Source organism: Lentzea sp. NPDC003310, assembly GCF_040610935.1.
Lineage (GTDB): Bacteria > Actinomycetota > Actinomycetes > Mycobacteriales > Pseudonocardiaceae > Lentzea.
The window spans coordinates 119,518-137,087 of sequence record NZ_JBEXNC010000018.1; the positions used below are offsets into that span (position 1 = coordinate 119,518).

Genomic DNA, 17,570 nt, shown 5'->3' on the forward strand with positions numbered 1-17,570 from the left:
GAACGGGCTTCAGGGGCCGGTGAGGCCCGCAACGGCTCCGGAGTTCACCGGTTTGGGTGACGGGGCCTAATGGGCGAGGGCCCGGCGGCAGGCCATGAGTGCGGGCTGAAACCCTTGGGCGGCAAGGCAGCTGGGCGGCAAGGCGGCTGGGCGGCTGGGCGGCAGGGCAGCAAGGCAGCAGGGCAGCTGGGCAGCACGGCCGGCAGGGCAGCACGGCCAGCAGGGCAGCTGGACAACTGGGCAGCAAGGCAGTTGGCCACGGCGCCGGCGAAGGAGGCAGGGCGGGCAGCGCCCGCCCTGCCCTCTCACATCAAGACTTCAGCACGTGCAGCGAAGGCGGCTGGCTCGTGAAGTTGCCACCCAGCGCGTAGATCCACTGACCGCCGGGACCCCACGCGAGGCCCGCCGGGTACAGCCCCCGCACCTCGTACGAGCGGGACTGCGTGAGCGAACCCGCCGGGTAGACGAACACCGACGTGCCACCGTCGATCCCCGCCGCGAGCGCACCGGTGTCCGCGCTCGTCGTGACGGCGAGCGGGTACGCGCCGGTGTTGTAGCTGCCCCGCACCGCCAGCGTGTCGCTCGTGAACGACTGCACGTGGTACGGCGCGCCCGCGGCCACGTGCACCAGCGAGCCGTCCTTCGAGAGCTCGACGTCGCGCAGGTTGCTGCCCGCGTCACGGGTCGAGGCCTGCACGGCCAGCCCGTCCCCCTCCTCGCGCAGCACCTGGACGGTCGCGGGCGACAGGCCCGGCTGGCCCGAGGCGAGCACTCCGGGCCTGGCCGGGGACGTCGCCAGCTGACGCGGGCTGTAGTGCCCGGTCACGAGACCCGTGCGGGCCTCGGCACCGGTGAACCCGACGCGGCCGATGCCCGCGCTGAACTCCGTGCACCCGTGGCTGAAGTACAGCCGGCCGTTGGTGACCGCGAGGTCGGAAGGGCACACCTCACCGACGGGGTAACGCGCCCGCTCGGTCAGCGTCAGCGTGTCGACCGCGGCGACCGCGCCGTACTGCGACAGCGCCACGAAGACCGTGCCGCCGTCCGGGCTCAGCGCGAGCCCCGCGGCGCCGGGCAGGTTCGTCAGCTTCGTGACGACGTTGCCGGACAGGTCCGTGACGGCCACCGCGTGGTCGAGCCGGCTGCTCACGAACACGTGGCCCAGCGTCGGGTCCACGACGATGTCCGAGAACGACGTCAGCGGCAGCGGCACGGTGCGCTGCGGTGGTTCCGCGAGTGCCGGTGAGGCGGCGGCCACCACCAGGGCGGCCGTCATCGCGGTGGCGGTGAGCCACCGGTTCCACTTGCTCATCTTGCTCCCCTCAGTGTGCGGGTGATCACCCGCGGTAGGGGACGTTAGCGACGGGGTCTGACAGAAATGACCGCCTAACATCGCAGCGGTGACAACGCGTGGATTGCTCGGTTTGGTCGCCTCCGGTTGCGGCGGCGTGGAGTCCTGGTTCCGCACGGAGCTCGCCGAGCCGGCCGTGCGACGGGGGTGGCGGCTGGCCATCACGTTCACGCCGACGGTCGTCCCGTGGTTTGAGGAGGCGGGCGAGCTGGAGAAGCTCCAGGAGCTCACCGACCTGCCGATCCGCTGGGAGCCGCGGCTGCCGAGCCAGCCCAAGCCCTACCCGACGCCCGACGCGTTCGTCTTCGCCCCCGCCAGTGCGAACTCGGTCGCCAAGCTGGCCCTGGGCATCGGCGACAACCAGGCGCTGACCGCGCTGAACGAGGGCATGGGCGCCGAGAGCTGCAAGGTCGTCGTCATGCCCCAGGCCAACGCGGACAAGCGCCGTCACCCGATGTGGGAGACCCACGTCACGACGCTCACCGGTGCGGGTGTCGTGGTGGTCTCAGACGTGGCTCCCGGCAGGCTGCTCGACCTGCTGGACACCTAGACTTCACCCTTGTGGTCCACACGCCGATGATCGCCCCCAGCATCCTGTCCGCCGACTTCGCGCGCCTCGCCGACGAGCTCGCCGCGGTGCCCACCTCGGACTGGATCCACGTCGACGTCATGGACAACCACTTCGTGCCGAACCTGACGCTCGGCCTGCCCGTGGTGAAGTCGCTGCTCAAGGTCACCGACATCCCGATCGACTGCCACCTCATGATCGAGGACCCCGACCGCTGGGCCATCGGCTACGCGGAGGCGGGCGCCCACAACGTGACCGTGCACGTCGAGGCGGCCGGCGACCCGATCGCGCTCGCGAAGAACCTGAGGGCCGCGGGCAGCAAGGCCGGTCTGAGCATCAAGCCTGGCACGCCGCTGGAGCCGTACGTCGAGGTGCTCAAGCACTACGACACGCTGCTCGTGATGTCGGTCGAGCCGGGCTTCGGCGGCCAGAGCTTCATGGCCGACGTGCTCGACAAGGTGCGCCAGGCCCGCCACCTCGTCGACACGGGCCACCTCAAGCTGCTGGTGGAGATCGACGGCGGCATCAACGCCGACACGATCGAACAGGCCGCGCAGGCCGGAGTGGACTGCTTCGTCGCGGGTTCCGCCGTGTACGACGCCGCCGACCCCGGCAAGGCCGTGGAGGCCCTGCGCGCCCAGGCAGCCGGCGCGAGGTGACCCCCGAGGACGCGATGCGGCTGGCCATCGCGGAGAGCGAGCGGGTGCGGGGCACCACCAGCCCCAACCCGCCGGTCGGCTGCGTGGTCCTCGACGAGAACGGCCACGCGGTCGGCTTCGGCGCCACCCAGCCGGTCGGCGGGGCGCACGCCGAGGTCATGGCGCTCAAAGAAGCGGGCACGAGAGCACGGGGCGGCACGGCCGTGGTCACCCTCGAGCCGTGTTCGCACTACGGCCGTACGCCGCCCTGCACCGAGGCGCTGCGAGAAGCGGGCATCAAGCACGTCATCCACGCCCTCAGCGATCCGAACCCCAAGGCCGCGGGCGGCGCCGAGGTGCTGGCAGAAGCCGGCATCACGGTCGAGAGCGGCCTTCTCGCGGACGAAGTCAGCCGAGGCCCCCTCAGGGCGTGGCTGCACTACGCGCGCACGGGCCGTCCACACGTCACGTGGAAGTACGCGGCCACGCTCGACGGCCGGATCGCCGCGAGCGACGGCACCAGCCAGTGGATCAGCTCCGAGGCCTCGCGCCGGGAGGTCCACGAGCTGCGCGCGAAGCTCGACGCGATCGTCGTCGGCATGAACACGGTCCGGCTCGACGACCCCGCGCTGACGGCCAGGGACGCCGCCGGAATGCCGCTGGCCCGCCAGCCGTTGCCCGTGGTCGTGGGCACGAGCGACCTGCCGGGTGGAGCGAAGCTCCAGCACACCGCGCTCCACGTGCGGACGCACGAGCCGGACGACGTCCTGAAGGCACTCGCCGAACGGGGCGTCGTCGACGTGCTGCTGGAGGGCGGCCCGACGCTGGCCGGTGCGTTCTGGCGCGCCGGGCGGGTCGACCGCGTGCTCGCCTACATCGCGCCCGCGCTGCTCGGGGACGGTCCCGCGGCGGTGCTGGGCGCGGGCGTGTCGACCATCACGGACGCTGTGAGGTTGACCGTCGAAGACGTCACCATGAGCGGACCGGACTTGCGGATCAGCGCGGTTCCGCAAACTTAGGAGGAGCGGTGTTCACCGGGATCGTCGAGGAACTCGGCCACGTCGAGGCGATTGAGGACCTGCCCGACGCGGCACGGATCCGCATCACCGGCCCGATCGTGACCAGCGACGCGAAGCACGGCGACTCCATCGCGGTGAGCGGCGTCTGCCTCACCGTCGTGGAGGTCGAGAACGACGCCTTCACCGCGGACGTGATGCGCGAGACCCTCACGCGCAGCAGCCTCGCGAAGGTCGCCGTGGGCGACCGGGTCAACCTGGAGCGCGCGGCCGCGGTCGGCCAGCGCCTCGGCGGCCACATCGTGCAGGGCCACGTGGACGGCACGGGCTCGATCCTCGCGCGGGAGAAGGCGGAGCACTGGGAGATGGTCCACATCGGACTGCCGCCCGGCCTCGCCCGCTACGTCGTGGAGAAGGGCTCCATCACGGTCGACGGTGTCTCGCTGACGGTCGTGACCGTCTCCGAGGACCAGTTCACCGTGAGCCTGATCCCGACGACCCTGGAACTCACCACGCTCGGGCACCGCAAGCCCGGCGACCTGGTGAACCTGGAGGTCGACGTGCTGGCGAAGTACGTTGAACGACTGGCTGTCCCGCACCTGCGGGCCATCGCGGCCGAGGAGGCCCAGTGAGCACCGACTTCGCCGACATCGAGCGGGCGATCAAGGACATCGCCGCCGGACGGCCCGTGGTCGTCGTCGACGACGAGGACCGCGAGAACGAGGGCGACCTGATCTTCGCCGCCGAGAAGGCGACGCCGGAACTGCTCGCGTTCATGGTCCGCTACACGTCCGGGTACGTCTGCGTGGCGCTGACGGACTCCGACTGCGACCGCCTCGACCTGCCGCCGATGTACCACACGAACCAGGACCAGCGCGGCACCGCGTACACGGTCACGGTGGACGCGCGCGAGGGCATCAGCACCGGCATCTCGGCGGCCGACCGCGCCCGCACGATCCGGCTGCTGGCCGACCCGACCGCCAAGGCGAACGACTTCAACCGGCCCGGCCACGTCGTGCCGCTGCGCGCCCGCGACGGCGGCGTCCTGCGCCGTCCCGGCCACACCGAGGCCTCCGTCGACCTCGCGCGCCTCGCGGGCCTGTCGCCCGCCGGCGTGCTCTGCGAGATCGTGTCGCAGAAGGTCGAGGAGGACATGGCCCGCCGCGACGAGCTGGAGGTCTTCGCCGCGGACCACGACCTCGCGCTGATCACGATCGCCGACCTCATCGCGTACCGCCGCCGGGTCGAGACCCAGGTCGTGCGCGCCGCCGAGGCCCGCATCCCGACCGCGCACGGCGTGTTCACCGCGTTCGGCTACGACAGCCTGCTCGACGGCATCGAGCACGTGGCGCTGGTGTACGGCGAGATCGGCGACGGCGAGGACGTGCTCGTGCGCGTGCACTCGGAGTGCCTCACCGGTGACGTCCTCGGCTCGTTGCGCTGCGACTGCGGCCCGCAGCTCGACGCGGCCATGGAAGCCGTTGCGGCACAAGGCCGTGGCGTCGTGCTGTACATGCGTGGGCACGAGGGGCGCGGCATCGGCCTGATGCACAAGCTCCAGGCGTACCAGCTGCAGGACCAGGGCGCGGACACGGTGGACGCGAACCTCGCGCTGGGCGTTCCGGCCGACGCGCGCGACTACGGCACGGGTGCGCAGATCCTCGTGGACCTCGGCATCAAGTCCATGCGGCTGCTCACGAACAACCCGGCCAAGCGCGTCGGACTGGAGGCCGGATACGGTCTGCGTGTGCTCGACCGGGTGCCGCTGCCGATCTCCCCGAACCCGGAGAACCTGCGGTACCTGCGCACCAAGCGCGACCGGATGGGCCACGAACTGTCTCAGCTCGAGCAGTACGAGGCCGTTGTTTCCGCTACGGAGGACCAGGAATGAGCGGCGAGGGCCGTCCTGAGCAGACCACGCTCGACGGCAAGGGCCTGAGCGTCGCGATCGCCGCGACGCGCTGGCACACCAAGATCACCGACCAGCTCGTCGAGCGTGCCCTGCAGGCCGCGAAGGACGCGGGCTGCGTCGACACGACCGTCGTGCGCGTGGCGGGGGCCATCGAGCTCCCCGTCGTGGTGCAGGAACTGGCGCGCCACCACGACGCGGTGGTGGCGCTCGGTGTCGTCATCCGCGGCGGCACCCCGCACTTCGAGTACGTGTGCGACTCGGTGACCGACGGGCTGACCCGCGTGGCGCTCGACGAGTCCACGCCGGTCGGCAACGGCGTGCTGACCACCAACACCGAGGAGCAGGCCCTGGCCCGCGCCGGCCTGCCGGACTCGGTGGAGGACAAGGGGTACGAGGCGACCGTCGCCGCCATCGACACGGCGCTGGTGCTGCGCGGCCTGCGCCAGCCCTGGACCGAGCGGGGTTTCGAATGATGACCGCGGAACGGATCGTCCTGCGTCCCAAGAAGATCCGCCGCGTCTCGTGGGCGTGCGCGGTGGGCCTCGTCGTGGTGTTCACGGTGGTGGGCCTGCTGCTCGGCAACACCCCGACCGGCGTGATCTTCCGGACCTCCGACCAGGTCGCCATGATCGTGCTGGGCTTCCTGCTGGCGGGCGGTGTGCTGCTGCTGACCCGTCCGCGCGTCACCGCCGACGCCCAGGGCATCGACGTGCGCAACGTCGTGACGTCGCACCACTACGACTGGACCGACGTGCTGTCCGTCAGCTTCCCGGACGGGGCCGCGTGGGCCCGGCTGGAGCTGCCGGAGGACGAGTACATCTCGGTGATGGCCGTGCAGGCCGTGGACCGCGAGTACGCCGTGACGTCCGTGCGCGCGTTGCGCGAACTGCACAAGGCAGCGCGCGTCTAGATCCAGAGACCGAGGATCGCGCCCGCGAGCGTGAGTCCGACGATGTGATAGCCCGCTCCGATGACCGCGAACGTCATCGGGGCGGGCTTCGTCATGTCGTAGGCGCCCGTCACGAACCGGACGGGCAGGGCGATGCCGATGCCGACCACCAGACCGAGCAGCAGGCCTTCCATGACGTTGTCGGTGTTCGACGCACGCCCGACCATCGCCGTGGCGAGGGTGATCACGAAGCACGTGAGCAGCGGGACGGCGACGGCGGCCGCGCTCTTGTTCTCCGGAGGGCTCAGGTCCTGTCCGGACGCGCGCTGGTACGCCCTGCCGAACGCGTACTCCGCGTACCAGACCGCGCCCAGGCCGAAGTACGCGATCGTGGCGACGACGACCGCCAGCCAGTTGAGGTCGCCGAGCACGCTCAAGTTCATGAAGTGTCTCCCGCGGTGGATCAGGGGTGACTTGGCATCGCGGGACGAACGTCGGCCGTTACGGGTGCATTGACGGCGAAAGGGCCGTCCACCCTGCGGTGAACGGCCCTTTCGTCAGTCGTGACTAGCTGCGGACCATCTTGCGCAGCACGTACTGCATGATGCCGCCGTTGCGGTAGTAGTCGGCCTCACCGGGCGTGTCGATGCGGACGACCGCGTCGAACTCCACCTTCGAGCCGTCCGCCTTCGTGGCGGTCACGTGCACCGTCGACGGCGTGGTGCCGTTGTTCAGCTCCGTGAGACCCGCGAAGTCGAACGTCTCGGTGCCGTCCAGGCCCAGCGACGAGGCGTTCTCGCCGGCCGGGAACTGCAGCGGCACGACGCCCATGCCGATCAGGTTCGAGCGGTGGATCCGCTCGTAGGACTCGGCGATGACAGCGCGGACGCCGAGCAGCGAGGTGCCCTTGGCGGCCCAGTCGCGCGACGAGCCCGAGCCGTACTCCTTGCCCGCCAGCACGACCAGGGGAACGCCGGCCTCCGCGTACGACACCGAGGCGTCGTAGATGGTGGTCTGCGGGGCGCCCTCGGCCAGGAAGTCGCGGGTGAAGCCGCCCTGGACGTCGTCGAGAAGGAGGTTGCGCAGGCGGATGTTCGCGAACGTGCCGCGGATCATCACCTCGTGGTTGCCGCGGCGGGAGCCGTAGGAGTTGAAGTCCTTGCGCTCCACGCCGTGCTCGGTCAGGTACTTGCCCGCGGGCGAGTCGGCCTTGATCGAACCGGCGGGGGAGATGTGGTCCGTGGTGACCGAGTCGCCCAGCAGCGCGAGCACGCGAGCGCCCGCGATGTCGGTGACCGGCTTCGGCTCCATCTCCATGCCCTCGAAGTACGGGGGCTTGCGCACGTAGGTGGACTCGGTGTCCCACTCGAACGTGTTGCCGGTCGGCGTGGGCAGCGACTGCCAGCGCTCGTCACCGGAGAACACGTTCGTGTAGCCCTTGGTGAAGCCCTCCGCGGAGATCGAGGTCGAGATGACCTCGGCGATCTCGGCCGGCGACGGCCAGATCTCCGACAGGTACACCGGCTTGCCCTCGGTGTCCGTGCCGAGCGGCTCGGTGGTGATGTCCTTGTCCATCGAACCGGCCAGCGCGTACGCCACGACGAGCGGCGGCGACGCGAGGTAGTTCATCTTGATGTCCGGGTTGATCCGGCCCTCGAAGTTGCGGTTGCCGGACAGCACCGAGACGACCGCGAGGTCGCCTTCCTGCACGCCCGCCGAGATCTCCTCCTGCAGCGGGCCCGAGTTGCCGATGCAGGTGGTGCAGCCGTAGCCGACCAGGTGGAAGCCGAGCTTCTCCAGGTACGGCATGAGGCCGGCGCGCTCGTAGTAGTCCATGACGACCTTCGAGCCCGGCGCCAGGGTCGTCTTGACCCACGGCTTGCGCTCGAGGCCGCGCTCGACGGCCTTCTTCGCGAGCAGGGCCGCGCCGAGCATCACGGACGGGTTCGAGGTGTTGGTGCACGACGTGATCGCGGCGATCGCGACGGCGCCGTGATCCAGCTCGAACTCGTTGCCGTCGACGGTGACCTTGACCGGGTTCGAGACGCGGCCGGTGGCGCCCTCGGCGGCGGTCTGGAACACCTTCGGCGCGCCGGAGCCGTTCTCGCCCTCGTGGACGGCGACCGGGTCGCTGGCCGGGAACGTCTCGTCGACGGCCTCGTCCACGCCGGACAGCGCCGGGGTGTCGGTGTGCGCGACGTAGGCGCCCAGGGCCTGGCGGAACGCCTCCTTGGCGGAGGTCAGCTCGATGCGGTCCTGCGGGCGCTTCGGGCCGGCGATGGACGGGACGACCGTCGCCAGGTCGAGCTCCAGCGTCTCGGAGTACACGGCCTCGCGGGACGGGTCGTGCCAGAGGCCCTGCTCCTTGGCGTAGGCCTCGACGAGCGCGATCTGCTCCTCGGACCGGCCGGTCAGGCGCAGGTAGTCGATGGTCTCGCCGTCGATCGGGAAGATGCCGACCGTGGAGCCGAACTCCGGCGACATGTTGCCGATGGTGGCGCGGTTCGCGAGCGGCACGGCGCCGACGCCCTCGCCGTAGAACTCGACGAACTTGCCGACGACGCCCTGCTTGCGCAGCATCTCGGTGATCGTGAGGACGAGGTCGGTCGCGGTGGCGCCGGGGGGCAGCTCACCGGAGAGCTTGAAGCCCACGACCCGCGGGATCAGCATGGAGACCGGCTGGCCGAGCATCGCGGCCTCGGCCTCGATGCCGCCGACGCCCCAGCCCAGCACACCGATGCCGTTGACCATCGTGGTGTGCGAGTCGGTGCCGACCAGGGTGTCCGGGTACGCCTGGCCGTTGCGGACCATGACGACGCGGGCCAGGTGCTCGATGTTGACCTGGTGCACGATGCCGGTGCCGGGCGGGACGACCTTGAACTCGTCGAACGCCGTCTGGCCCCAGCGCAGGAACTGGTAGCGCTCGCGGTTGCGCTCGTACTCCAGGTCGACGTTCAGCTCGAACGCGTCCGGGCGGCCGAAGATGTCGGCGATGACCGAGTGGTCGATCACGAGCTCGGCGGGCGCGAGCGGGTTGACCTTCTCGGCGTCGCCGCCGAGCTGGGTGACGGCCTCGCGCATGGTGGCGAGGTCGACGACGCAGGGGACGCCGGTGAAGTCCTGCATCACGACGCGGGCCGGCGTGAACTGGATCTCGGTGTTCGGCTCGGCGGCGGGGTCCCAGGAGGCGAGAGCGCGCACGTGGTCGGCGGTGATGTTCGCGCCGTCCTCGGTCCGCAGCAGGTTCTCCAGCAGGATCTTCAGGCTGAACGGCAGACGCTCGGCGCCCTCCACGGCGCTCAGCCGGAACACCTCGTACGAGGCGTCGCCGACGTTGAGCGTGCCGCGGGCGCCGAAGCTGTCCTTGCTAGCTGGTGCAGTCACGTGCAACTCCATCTGGTGACAGCGCGGTGGTCAGTTCGGGATGGGGAAGAGTCTTCCTCAAGCGGTCGACGACTGCCCCTCGACCCCAAACAGTACGCTTGTCCTGTAAGCCGGTTCAACCCAGGTTGCCCTAAGTCACGCTCCCGGTCCGGTAGTCGCCGGGAGATCGTCCCGAGAACCTCCTGAACGCGGCGCAGAACGCGCTCTCCGTGCGGTACCCGACGGCGGCGGAGATCGAACCGACGGTGTCCGCCGTGTCCCGCAGCAGGTGGGCCGCGTGCCGCATGCGCAGGCGGTACAGGTAGTCGAGCGGAGTCAGGCCCGTGGCCTCGCGGAAGCGCAGGAAGAACGTCGAGCGCGACATGGCGGCGGCACTCGCGAGGCGGTTGACGGTCCATGGGTGCCTGAGGTCCTGCATCGCCTCGAGAGCCGGCGCGAGTTGTGTTTGCTCCTCCGACGCGTGGTCGCGCACGACCTGAAGCAGCAGCACCTGGCAGAGGCGGTCGAGAATCATCTTGCTGCCGTCGATCTCGCTCCTGATGAGCTCGATGGTCGCCTCCACAGCACCGGTGCGGACGTGGAGCACGGGTGGCAGGACTTGGAGAAGCTGTGCGTCCTCGGGGTCGCAGGTGAAGCCCGCGCCGAGCAACGTCGTGTCGTGGCCTTCGCCTATGCGCGCCGTGTCACGTGGTGTGCCGTGCTCGTCCTCGTAGTAGGGCGCCGCGAACACCGAGGACGTGTCCGGATCCGCCGCGATGCGGTACGGCCGCCGCCCCGCGATGACGTAGCAGTCGCCCTGTTCCGCCCAGAAGCCCTGCCCTGCGACCGTGACGTGCACACGGCCCCGAAGGACGACCTCCACCCGCAGGTCTAGGCGGCCGACGAAGTGCAGCGCCCACCGGCCGCCCGCGTGCAGGGGCGTCGCGACGGCCCAGTTCACGCTCAGCGCGGACAGGACCTGTTCGAGCACGGACTCTCCCGACAGAACGGCGGACTCTGACGACGACGGCTGGTGATCTTGCCTGGCTAGCGTAGGTCCAAACGGACGAGGGAGAACGTGATGGACCGGGGGAACCTGCTGCTCGTGCACGGTGCCTGGCACGGATCGTGGTGCTGGGACCTGCTCGTGCCCGAACTGGAGTCGCGCGGCTGGACGACGTCCGCGCTGGACCTCCCGAGCACCTCGGGATCGCCCACCGCCGGGGTGTGCGAGGACGCTGACGTGGTGCGGGAGGCGATCGCCGCGCTGAGCGGGCCGGTGACGGTGCTGGCCCACTCGTACGCGGGCGTGCCGGTGGGGGAGGGCGCGCAGGCGGCGGACCGGCTCGTCTACCTGGCCGCGCACCTGCTGGAGCCCGGCGAGTCGGTGGTGTCGCCGCTCGGCGGACCCTGGTACGAGCCGGGGACGACGCTGCTGGACCCGCCGGAGCCCGCGCGCGACCTGCTGTTCGCCGACGTGCCGGACGAGCGGGCGGCGTGGGCCGGGAGCCGGCTGCGGCCGCAGAGCGCGAAGTCGTTCGAGGACCCGGTGACGGCGGCCGCGTGGCGGACGGTGCCCACCACGGCGATCGTCTGCGCGGACGACATGGCCTTCCCACAGCCGTTCGCCGACAGGTTGCGGGCGTACGGCGCGGTGGAACTGCCGGGATCGCACTCGCCGTTCCTGTCGCGGCCCGCACAGTTGGCGGAGCTGATCACAGCAGGATGATCGCGAACGCCACCAGCATCACCACCTTCACGCCTTCCAACGCGATGTAGACGAGGTGCGTGCGGGACTTCGGCGGCGTCTCGCCCGCGATGATCAGCGCGGCCCTGGCCTCGAGCCGGGGCCGCAGCACCGCCACCTGCACAGCGAGCGTGACGGCCAGGGCGACGAGCAACGCGGTCGCGGCCGCCGGACGGGGCGCGAGGGCGAACGTGAGCGCCGTGGCCGCCGCCAGCAGGATCTCCGCCGAGTTGAGGGCGCGGAACACCAGCCGGCCGATGCCGAGGCCCAGCGGCAGCGTGATGCCGGGCGCGCGGAACTTCAGCGGCGCCTCGATCGAGATCGCCACGACCATGCCGAGCCAGATGCACGCCAAAGCGAGCGGAAGCGGTGTCATGGGTGGTTATCTTGGCGTGGTGCTCCTCGATCAGGTTTCGAAGCGGTACGGACGCGGGCCGTGGGTGTTGCGCGACCTCACGCTGGAGGTCTCCGGCCTGACCGTGCTGACCGGCGCGAACGGCACCGGCAAGTCGACCCTGCTCAAGATCGCGGCCGGGGTGCTGAGGCCGACCTCCGGACGGGTGTCGCGGCCCGCGTCGATCGGGTACGTGCCCGAGCGCTTTCCCTCTGACGTCAAGATGTCCGCTTCGTCGTACCTGGCGCACATGGGACGGATCCGGCGCGCTCCGGCGAACGACGTGCTGGAGCGGCTGGGGTTCGTCGGCTCGATGACGGCGCCGATGTCCGAGCTGTCCAAGGGCAACGCGCAGAAGGTCGCGCTGGCGCAGGCGTTCCTGGACGCGGACGTGCTGGTGCTCGACGAACCGTGGACCGGTCTCGACCCCGAGGCAGCCCAGGAGCTGGTGGCGTTGCTGGAGGGACGCACGGCGCTGGTGTCCGACCACGAGGGACACCTGGCGTCGGCGACGCGCGTCGACCTCGCGGGCGGGCACGTCACGATCGACCTCAGCCGGGTGTCGGCGCTCGACGCCCTGGAAGCGTTGGAGGGCGTGCGTTCCGTGCAGGCCCGCGGCTCGTCGGTGCGCGTCGTGGTGGAGCCGGACCGCAGCGACCACGTGCTGGCGGAGGCGTTGCGGCTCGGGTGCTCGGTGCGAGGTGTGCGGTGATCTCCCTCGTCCGGTACCTCGCGGTCGACGTCCTTCGCGGGCAACGGTATCTGGCGCCCCTGCTGGTGTTCCTCGGCGTGATGGGAATGCTGTTCGCCTCGGACGCGGGGCAGCCGCTGGAGGCGTACTCGGGGTCGTCGGCGTTGCTGTACCCGGTGGCGGCGTGGATGGCGGTCGTCGTGGCGACGTCCGAGGACGTGGTGCGGCGCGAGATCACCGTCGTGTCCGCCGGGGGCTGGCCCCGCGTGCTGACGGCGGCGGCGCTGGTGGCCGTGCTGTTCGCGGTCGCCATGGCGGTGCTGGCGGCGGTGTGGCCGGTGATCACGAACCCCCACCCGTACACGGTGGCTCAATTTTTTGTCGGACTCGCCGCGCATACTGGGTGCGCGTTGCTCGGGGTCGGCGTGGGCCTGCTGTTCGCCCGCCCGGTCTTCGACTCCATCGGGCGCACCGTGCTGGCGGTGTTCGCGGTGGTGGTGCTGACGTACCCGCTGGGGCGGATCACCCCGCTCGGGTGGGTGCTGGACGCGCTGGGCCACAACAGGGCGTCGCTGTCCGTGCTGGGGACGGTGGCGGTCGGGGCCGCGCTCGTGGCGGCCGCGGTGGTGGCCGGGGTGCGGCGGGCCTGATGCGGGTCGACGTGCTCGGGCCGCTGCGGGTCGTGGCCGCCGACGGCACGCCGGTCGAGGTGCGTGGCAGGCGGCTGCGCTGGTTGCTGATCAGGCTGGCGGTGGAGCCCGGCTCCGTCGTCGCGCCGGACCGGTTGATCGCGGACCTGTGGCCGGACGAGCCGCCGGTCGACGGTGCGGCGGCGTTGCAGTCGCTCGTGTCGCGGCTGCGGCGGGTGCTCGGCGCGGCGGCGATCTCGTCGCACGCGACGGGGTACCGGCTGGAGGCGTCGACCGACGTCGAGGAGTTCACGCGGACCCGTGACGCGGCGTTGTGGCGCGGCGCGGCGTTCGAGGAGGCGCCGTTCGCGGTCGACGAGGCCGTGCGGCTCGCGTTGCTGCGCGACGACCTGGCTGGTCTGGAGGCGCTGGCCGCGGCGCATCCGCTGCGCGAGGACGTGCAGGCCCGGCTGATGCTGGCGCTGAACGCCGCCGGACGGCGGTCGGACGCGCTGGCGCTGTTCGCGCGCGTGCGGTCGGCGCTGGCCGACGAGCTGGGCGTGGATCCCGGTGAGGCGCTGACGGCCGCCCACCTGGCGGTGCTGCGCGACCGCGTGGCGCGCGGCAACCTGCCGGCACCGGTGGGGTCGTTCGTCGGGCGGGACGCCGACCTGGCGGCGCTGGCGGAGTCGTTGCGCGACAACCGGTTGGTGACGCTGACCGGTTTCGGAGGCGTGGGCAAGACGCGGCTGGCGCTGACGCACGCCGCCTCGGTACCGCAGGCGTGGTTCGTCGAGCTCGACTCGACGGCCGACCCGCTCGCGGCGCTGGACGCTGCCCTGGGACCGAACCCGTTGGCAGCACCGGTGTTCTCGCGCCTGGGGTCGTCGCTCGTGGTGCTGGACAACTGCGAGCACGTCGTGGACGCGGCGGCGGCGCTGTGCGCGCGGCTGCTGGCCGAGGCGCCGGACGCCCGCGTGCTCGCGACGTCACGCGAGCCGCTGGGGATACCGGGCGAGGTCGTGTGCCCGGTGGCACCGCTCGGCCTGGACCACGCCGCGCGGTTGTTCTCGGCACGGGTCGGGACGGCGTTCGACGCTGGTGTCGTGCGCCGGGTTTGTGCTGCCCTGGACGGGATTCCGCTCGCGGTGGAGCTGGCGGCGGCGCGGGCGCGGTCGTTGTCGGCGGCGCAGTTGGAGTCGCGAGTGGACAGTCGGCTGAGGCTGCTCGACCGTGGCGCACGAACGGGGCCGGCGCGGCACCGGACGTTGCGCGCGGTGATCGACTGGAGCTGGGAGCTGCTGGACGACGCCGAGCGGTCGTTGCTGGCGCGGCTGGCCGTGTTCGTGGGAGGGGCGACGGCGGAGGCGGTGCACGCCGTGTGCGGTGCGGGCGTCGGCGAGCCGGAAGCGTCTGCGGCGCGAGGTGTGGGCAGCGTTGTCGAGCCGGGAATGCCTGCGGCGCCAGGTGAGGGGAGCGTTGTCGAGCCAGCAACGCCTGCCGCGCAAGGTGTCGGCAGCGTTGTCGAGCCGGGAATGCCTGCGGTGCGAGGTGTGGACAGCGTCGAGCCGGGAGCGTCTGCGGCGCGAGCTGTGCGGAGCACTGTCGAGCCGCGACCCTCCGCGGTTCCGGGCGCGCGGTGGGGTGGAGGCGAACGAGCAGCCGATCCGGAGGCGTCGGCGAGCGCCGCGCCCGAGCCGTTCCGCGTCCACCCGGAGCACGACGCAGGCTTTCGCAGGGGTACCCCCGAACCGGGAACCCCTGCATCTCACCGTACTCAGGAGGTCCGACAAGATCAGGACCTCTGGGACACCGAGGACCTGCTGGCCGCCCTCGTCGAGAAGTCGCTGGTCGTCCGCGCCGGCGAGCGCTACCGCCTGCTGGAGACCGTGCGCGAGTACGCCCTGGAGCAGGGCCGGACCGATCCGGCCGGGCACGCCGCGTACTACGTCGCCCTGGCCGAGCGGAACGAGCCGTTGCTGCGCGGGCCGGAGCAGTTGGAGGCGCTGAAGGCGTTCGACGCGGACCGGGCCAACCTCGACGCCGCCCTGGCGTGGGCGGTCGGGCACGACCAGAACCTCGCCCGGCGGATGATGGCCGCCCGCACGTGGCACTGGCTGGTGATGACCAAGCGGTTCGAGGAGATCCGGCGCTGGGCGCCGCTCGTGCCGGACGACCCGCTGTCGGAGGTGCTGGCGGCGCTCGGCACGCCGGAGTCGGTGGGGGCGGCCGAGCGGCTGTGGCAGGAGGACGTGCCGACGGCGTTGTGCGCGTTGATGCTGACCAGCGGCACGGTCTGGGGTGCGCGGGAGCTGGGCGACCGGCTGGTTCGGCTCGTGGAGCGGCTGGAGCGGTCGCCGGACGAGTGGATGCGCGCGTTCGCCTCGCTGGTGCGCGGGGTGGTCGCGGGGGAGTTCAGTGACGGGCGGGCGCCCGAGGCCGAGGCGGCGTACCGGGAGGCGATCGGGCGGTTCCGCGCGGTCGGGGACCGGTGGGCCGTCGTGTTCGGGTTGTCGTGCCTGGTCATGGTGCTGATCAACCGGGGTGCGTTCGCGGAGGGGTTCGCGGCGGCGTCGGAGGCGCAGGAGGTCGCGGCGCAGCTCGGTGACCCGGAGAGCGTGCTGGTGCCGATGTCCGTGCTCGTGCAGACGGCGCGGTTGAAGATCCGCACCGGCGACCTCGACGGGGCGCGCGCGGATCTCGCGAAGGTGTCCGTGCCGCCGCTCGGGCTCGACCGCGGGCGGGTCTCGCTGGCGCGCGGTGAGGTCGCGTACTTCAGCGGTGACTTCGAAGAGGCCGTCGCGCTGTACCGGCGGGCGCTCGCGGACACCGCGGACACCGAGGCGAAGCAGTTCCGCGCGTCCGTCCACGCTGGACTGGGGCTCGCGCTCACGAGGCTGGGACGTCCCCAGGAGGCGGGCGAGGAGTACGAGCGGGCGCTGAGCACGGCGGCCGCCAGTGCCGACGGGCCTGCGCGGGCGCACGTCCTGGAGCGGTACGCGGACTGGTTGTTCGCCCAGGGCGACGCGCCGGGGGCGGCGGCCGCCCTGGACGAGGCGGAGGCGCTACGCGGCGGTCCGAGCAGCGACCCGGCGGTGGTGCAGCTGCGTGACGGGATTCGCGCCGAAATAGGCGTCGATCGCTGACCGGCCCACGGCGGCGACGTAGCCGTCGGGGCGCACCAGCACCGGGCCGTCGGGGAAGTCGAGCGTCACGAAGTCCGGGCCGCGCAGCAGGTCGAAGACGCGACCGTGGTCGGTGTTCCCGTCGGGCATCCGGTCGCCCGCGACCAGGCCGGGGCCGTCCTCGGTGCGGTACGACAGCGAGAGCTGCAGCGTCTCGTCGTCACGCTTCTCGAACGGGTTGCCGGACATCATGATCGCGGTCGTCATGCCCAGCAACCACTCCGCGACCGGCTTGCGCTCGGACTCGTAGGTGTCGAGCAGCGTCTCCATGCCGAGCTTCCAGCCGAGGTTGTAGGCGTCCTGGATGCCCGTGTTCATGCCCTGCGCGCCGGCGGGGGAGTGCACGTGCGCCGCGTCGCCCGCGAGGAACACCCTGCCGACGCGGAACCGGTTCACCATGCGGATGTTGGTGCGGAACAACGACATCCAGGTCACGTCCCGCAGCACCACGTCGTCCAGGCCGGTGCGCTCGCGGATGATCCGCCCGTACAGCTCGGCGGACGGCTCGCCGTCGCCGACCGCCTGGAACTGGAAGAGGTCCGTGCCGGGCAACGGGCACAGCGCGAGCCACTGGTCGCGGCTGACGCCCCACTGGTGCCAGTGGTCGCGGTCGAGGCCGGTGAGCCGGACGTCGCCGACGAGCATCCGCTGGTCCTCGTGCGTCTCGCCGACGAACGAGACGCCGAGCTCCTTGCGCACGAACGACTTCCCGCCGTCGCACCCGACCAGGTACCGCGCCCGCACGGTCTGCCCGCCGACCACGGCCGTCACGCCGGAGTCGTCCTGGGTGAACGAGGTCAGTGGCATCCCGTACTCGACGTCCTGCGGCAGGGCCTCGCGCAGGATCTGCTCGACGCGGAACTGCGGGATGAGCATCGTGTGCGGGTAGGGGCGTTCGGCGGTGGGATGACGGCCTTCGTGCACGTTCCACTCGCGCAGCACCTCGCGGCCGTTGTAGTGCCGCATGGTCATGTCGAACCGGCCGGACGCCAGCACCTGCTCGATGACGCCCAGGTCGTGGAAGACCTCCATGCTGCGCGGCTGCAGGCCCTTGCCCCGCGAGCCGGCGAACGGCGCGGGCGAGGCGTCGACGACGCGGAACGGAACGCCGCGGCGGGCGAGGTCGAGCGCCAGGGTGAGGCCGGTGGGGCCGGCGCCGATGATCAGAACCTGTGTGTCCATGACCG

General features: G+C 71.4%; 17 protein-coding genes. 11 read left to right on the forward strand and 6 right to left on the reverse strand.

What is annotated here, in order from left to right:
- Positions 1 to 310 precede the first annotated feature (310 nt).
- Positions 311 to 1,312 (reverse strand): hypothetical protein, encoded by a 1,002-nt coding sequence (locus tag ABZX02_RS33270; RefSeq protein WP_355304187.1) that lies wholly within the window; start codon positions 1,310 to 1,312, stop codon positions 311 to 313.
- Positions 1,313 to 1,400: 88 nt separating this feature from the next.
- Between ABZX02_RS33270 and ABZX02_RS33275 the strand changes: the two genes are divergently transcribed.
- The 7 genes from ABZX02_RS33275 to ABZX02_RS33305 are packed head-to-tail and all read left to right on the forward strand — an operon-like array spanning position 1,401 to position 6,395.
- On the forward strand, positions 1,401 to 1,901 hold the full coding sequence (locus tag ABZX02_RS33275) for a flavoprotein (RefSeq protein WP_355304189.1): 501 nt from the start codon (positions 1,401 to 1,403) through the stop codon (positions 1,899 to 1,901).
- Between the two features lie 26 nt (positions 1,902 to 1,927).
- Complete coding sequence (gene rpe / locus ABZX02_RS33280) at positions 1,928 to 2,578, forward strand: ribulose-phosphate 3-epimerase (protein ID WP_355304396.1); 651 nt, start codon at positions 1,928 to 1,930, stop codon at positions 2,576 to 2,578.
- Positions 2,579 to 2,592: 14 nt separating this feature from the next.
- Entirely contained in the window at positions 2,593 to 3,576 is a 984-nt protein-coding gene (ribD, locus tag ABZX02_RS33285) for a bifunctional diaminohydroxyphosphoribosylaminopyrimidine deaminase/5-amino-6-(5-phosphoribosylamino)uracil reductase RibD (RefSeq protein ID WP_355304398.1), read from the forward strand.
- 8 nt (positions 3,577 to 3,584) lie between these two features.
- On the forward strand, positions 3,585 to 4,205 hold the full coding sequence (locus tag ABZX02_RS33290; protein WP_355304191.1) for a riboflavin synthase: 621 nt from the start codon (positions 3,585 to 3,587) through the stop codon (positions 4,203 to 4,205).
- Positions 4,202 to 5,464, forward strand: a complete 1,263-nt coding sequence (locus ABZX02_RS33295) for a bifunctional 3,4-dihydroxy-2-butanone-4-phosphate synthase/GTP cyclohydrolase II (RefSeq protein WP_355304193.1) — start codon at positions 4,202 to 4,204, stop codon at positions 5,462 to 5,464. The genes ABZX02_RS33290 and ABZX02_RS33295 overlap by 4 nt, the downstream gene beginning before the upstream one ends.
- Positions 5,461 to 5,958 (forward strand): 6,7-dimethyl-8-ribityllumazine synthase, encoded by a 498-nt coding sequence (gene ribH, locus ABZX02_RS33300; protein ID WP_355304195.1) that lies wholly within the window; start codon positions 5,461 to 5,463, stop codon positions 5,956 to 5,958. The genes ABZX02_RS33295 and ribH overlap by 4 nt, the downstream gene beginning before the upstream one ends.
- Positions 5,958 to 6,395: a PH domain-containing protein gene (locus ABZX02_RS33305; RefSeq protein ID WP_355304197.1), complete on the forward strand. Its 438-nt coding sequence runs from the start codon at positions 5,958 to 5,960 to the stop codon at positions 6,393 to 6,395. The genes ribH and ABZX02_RS33305 overlap by 1 nt, the downstream gene beginning before the upstream one ends.
- Here the strand turns inward: ABZX02_RS33305 and ABZX02_RS33310 are convergent.
- From ABZX02_RS33310 to ABZX02_RS33320, 3 genes are all read right to left on the reverse strand, one after another.
- Positions 6,392 to 6,817 (reverse strand): DUF1761 domain-containing protein, encoded by a 426-nt coding sequence (locus ABZX02_RS33310; protein ID WP_355304199.1) that lies wholly within the window; start codon positions 6,815 to 6,817, stop codon positions 6,392 to 6,394. The two genes, ABZX02_RS33305 and ABZX02_RS33310, sit on opposite strands and share 4 nt — an antisense overlap.
- Before the next feature lie 124 nt (positions 6,818 to 6,941).
- A complete protein-coding gene (gene acnA, locus ABZX02_RS33315) occupies positions 6,942 to 9,758 on the reverse strand; it encodes an aconitate hydratase AcnA (protein WP_355304201.1) in 2,817 nt (938 codons plus the stop codon).
- 130 nt (positions 9,759 to 9,888) lie between these two features.
- The gene (locus ABZX02_RS33320; protein WP_355304203.1) at positions 9,889 to 10,728 is read right to left on the reverse strand and encodes an AraC family transcriptional regulator; all 840 of its coding nucleotides are present in this window, start codon (positions 10,726 to 10,728) and stop codon (positions 9,889 to 9,891) included.
- Positions 10,729 to 10,818: 90 nt separating this feature from the next.
- Here ABZX02_RS33320 and ABZX02_RS33325 point away from each other — a divergent pair, with 90 nt between their 5' ends.
- Complete coding sequence (locus ABZX02_RS33325; protein ID WP_355304205.1) at positions 10,819 to 11,466, forward strand: alpha/beta fold hydrolase; 648 nt, start codon at positions 10,819 to 10,821, stop codon at positions 11,464 to 11,466.
- Here the strand turns inward: ABZX02_RS33325 and ABZX02_RS33330 are convergent.
- Entirely contained in the window at positions 11,453 to 11,860 is a 408-nt protein-coding gene (locus ABZX02_RS33330; protein WP_355304207.1) for a hypothetical protein, read from the reverse strand. The genes ABZX02_RS33325 and ABZX02_RS33330 overlap by 14 nt on opposite strands.
- 19 nt (positions 11,861 to 11,879) lie before the next feature.
- On the opposite strand from ABZX02_RS33330, the gene ABZX02_RS33335 reads away from it, so the two are divergent.
- The 3 genes from ABZX02_RS33335 to ABZX02_RS33345 are packed head-to-tail and all read left to right on the forward strand — an operon-like array spanning position 11,880 to position 16,344.
- Entirely contained in the window at positions 11,880 to 12,590 is a 711-nt protein-coding gene (locus ABZX02_RS33335; protein ID WP_355304209.1) for an ABC transporter ATP-binding protein, read from the forward strand.
- Positions 12,587 to 13,219, forward strand: coding sequence for a hypothetical protein (locus ABZX02_RS33340; protein ID WP_355304211.1), 633 nt, complete (start codon positions 12,587 to 12,589; stop codon positions 13,217 to 13,219). Before ABZX02_RS33335 ends, ABZX02_RS33340 begins: the two co-directional genes overlap by 4 nt.
- Positions 13,219 to 16,344, forward strand: coding sequence for a BTAD domain-containing putative transcriptional regulator (locus ABZX02_RS33345; RefSeq protein WP_355304213.1), 3,126 nt, complete (start codon positions 13,219 to 13,221; stop codon positions 16,342 to 16,344). Before ABZX02_RS33340 ends, ABZX02_RS33345 begins: the two co-directional genes overlap by 1 nt.
- Here ABZX02_RS33345 and ABZX02_RS33350 read toward each other — a convergent pair.
- The gene (locus ABZX02_RS33350; RefSeq protein WP_355304215.1) at positions 16,264 to 17,565 is read right to left on the reverse strand and encodes an FAD-dependent monooxygenase; all 1,302 of its coding nucleotides are present in this window, start codon (positions 17,563 to 17,565) and stop codon (positions 16,264 to 16,266) included. The two genes, ABZX02_RS33345 and ABZX02_RS33350, sit on opposite strands and share 81 nt — an antisense overlap.
- Positions 17,566 to 17,570 lie beyond the last annotated feature (5 nt).

What these genes read in the sequence shown, in the direction of transcription:
- ABZX02_RS33305 (WP_355304197.1), top strand. Translation starts at nt 5,958, where the DNA reads ATGACCGCGGAACGGATCGTCCTGCGTCCCAAGAAGATCCGCCGCGTC.
- ribH (WP_355304195.1), top strand. Translation starts at nt 5,461, where the DNA reads ATGAGCGGCGAGGGCCGTCCTGAGCAGACCACGCTCGACGGCAAGGGC.
- ABZX02_RS33310 (WP_355304199.1), bottom strand. Translation starts at nt 6,817, where the DNA reads ATGAACTTGAGCGTGCTCGGCGACCTCAACTGGCTGGCGGTCGTCGTC.
- ribD (WP_355304398.1), top strand. Translation starts at nt 2,593, where the DNA reads ATGCGGCTGGCCATCGCGGAGAGCGAGCGGGTGCGGGGCACCACCAGC.
- ABZX02_RS33345 (WP_355304213.1), top strand. Translation starts at nt 13,219, where the DNA reads ATGCGGGTCGACGTGCTCGGGCCGCTGCGGGTCGTGGCCGCCGACGGC.
- ABZX02_RS33330 (WP_355304207.1), bottom strand. Translation starts at nt 11,860, where the DNA reads ATGACACCGCTTCCGCTCGCTTTGGCGTGCATCTGGCTCGGCATGGTC.
- rpe (WP_355304396.1), top strand. Translation starts at nt 1,928, where the DNA reads ATGATCGCCCCCAGCATCCTGTCCGCCGACTTCGCGCGCCTCGCCGAC.
- ABZX02_RS33325 (WP_355304205.1), top strand. Translation starts at nt 10,819, where the DNA reads ATGGACCGGGGGAACCTGCTGCTCGTGCACGGTGCCTGGCACGGATCG.
- ABZX02_RS33270 (WP_355304187.1), bottom strand. Translation starts at nt 1,312, where the DNA reads ATGAGCAAGTGGAACCGGTGGCTCACCGCCACCGCGATGACGGCCGCC.
- ABZX02_RS33350 (WP_355304215.1), bottom strand. Translation starts at nt 17,565, where the DNA reads ATGGACACACAGGTTCTGATCATCGGCGCCGGCCCCACCGGCCTCACC.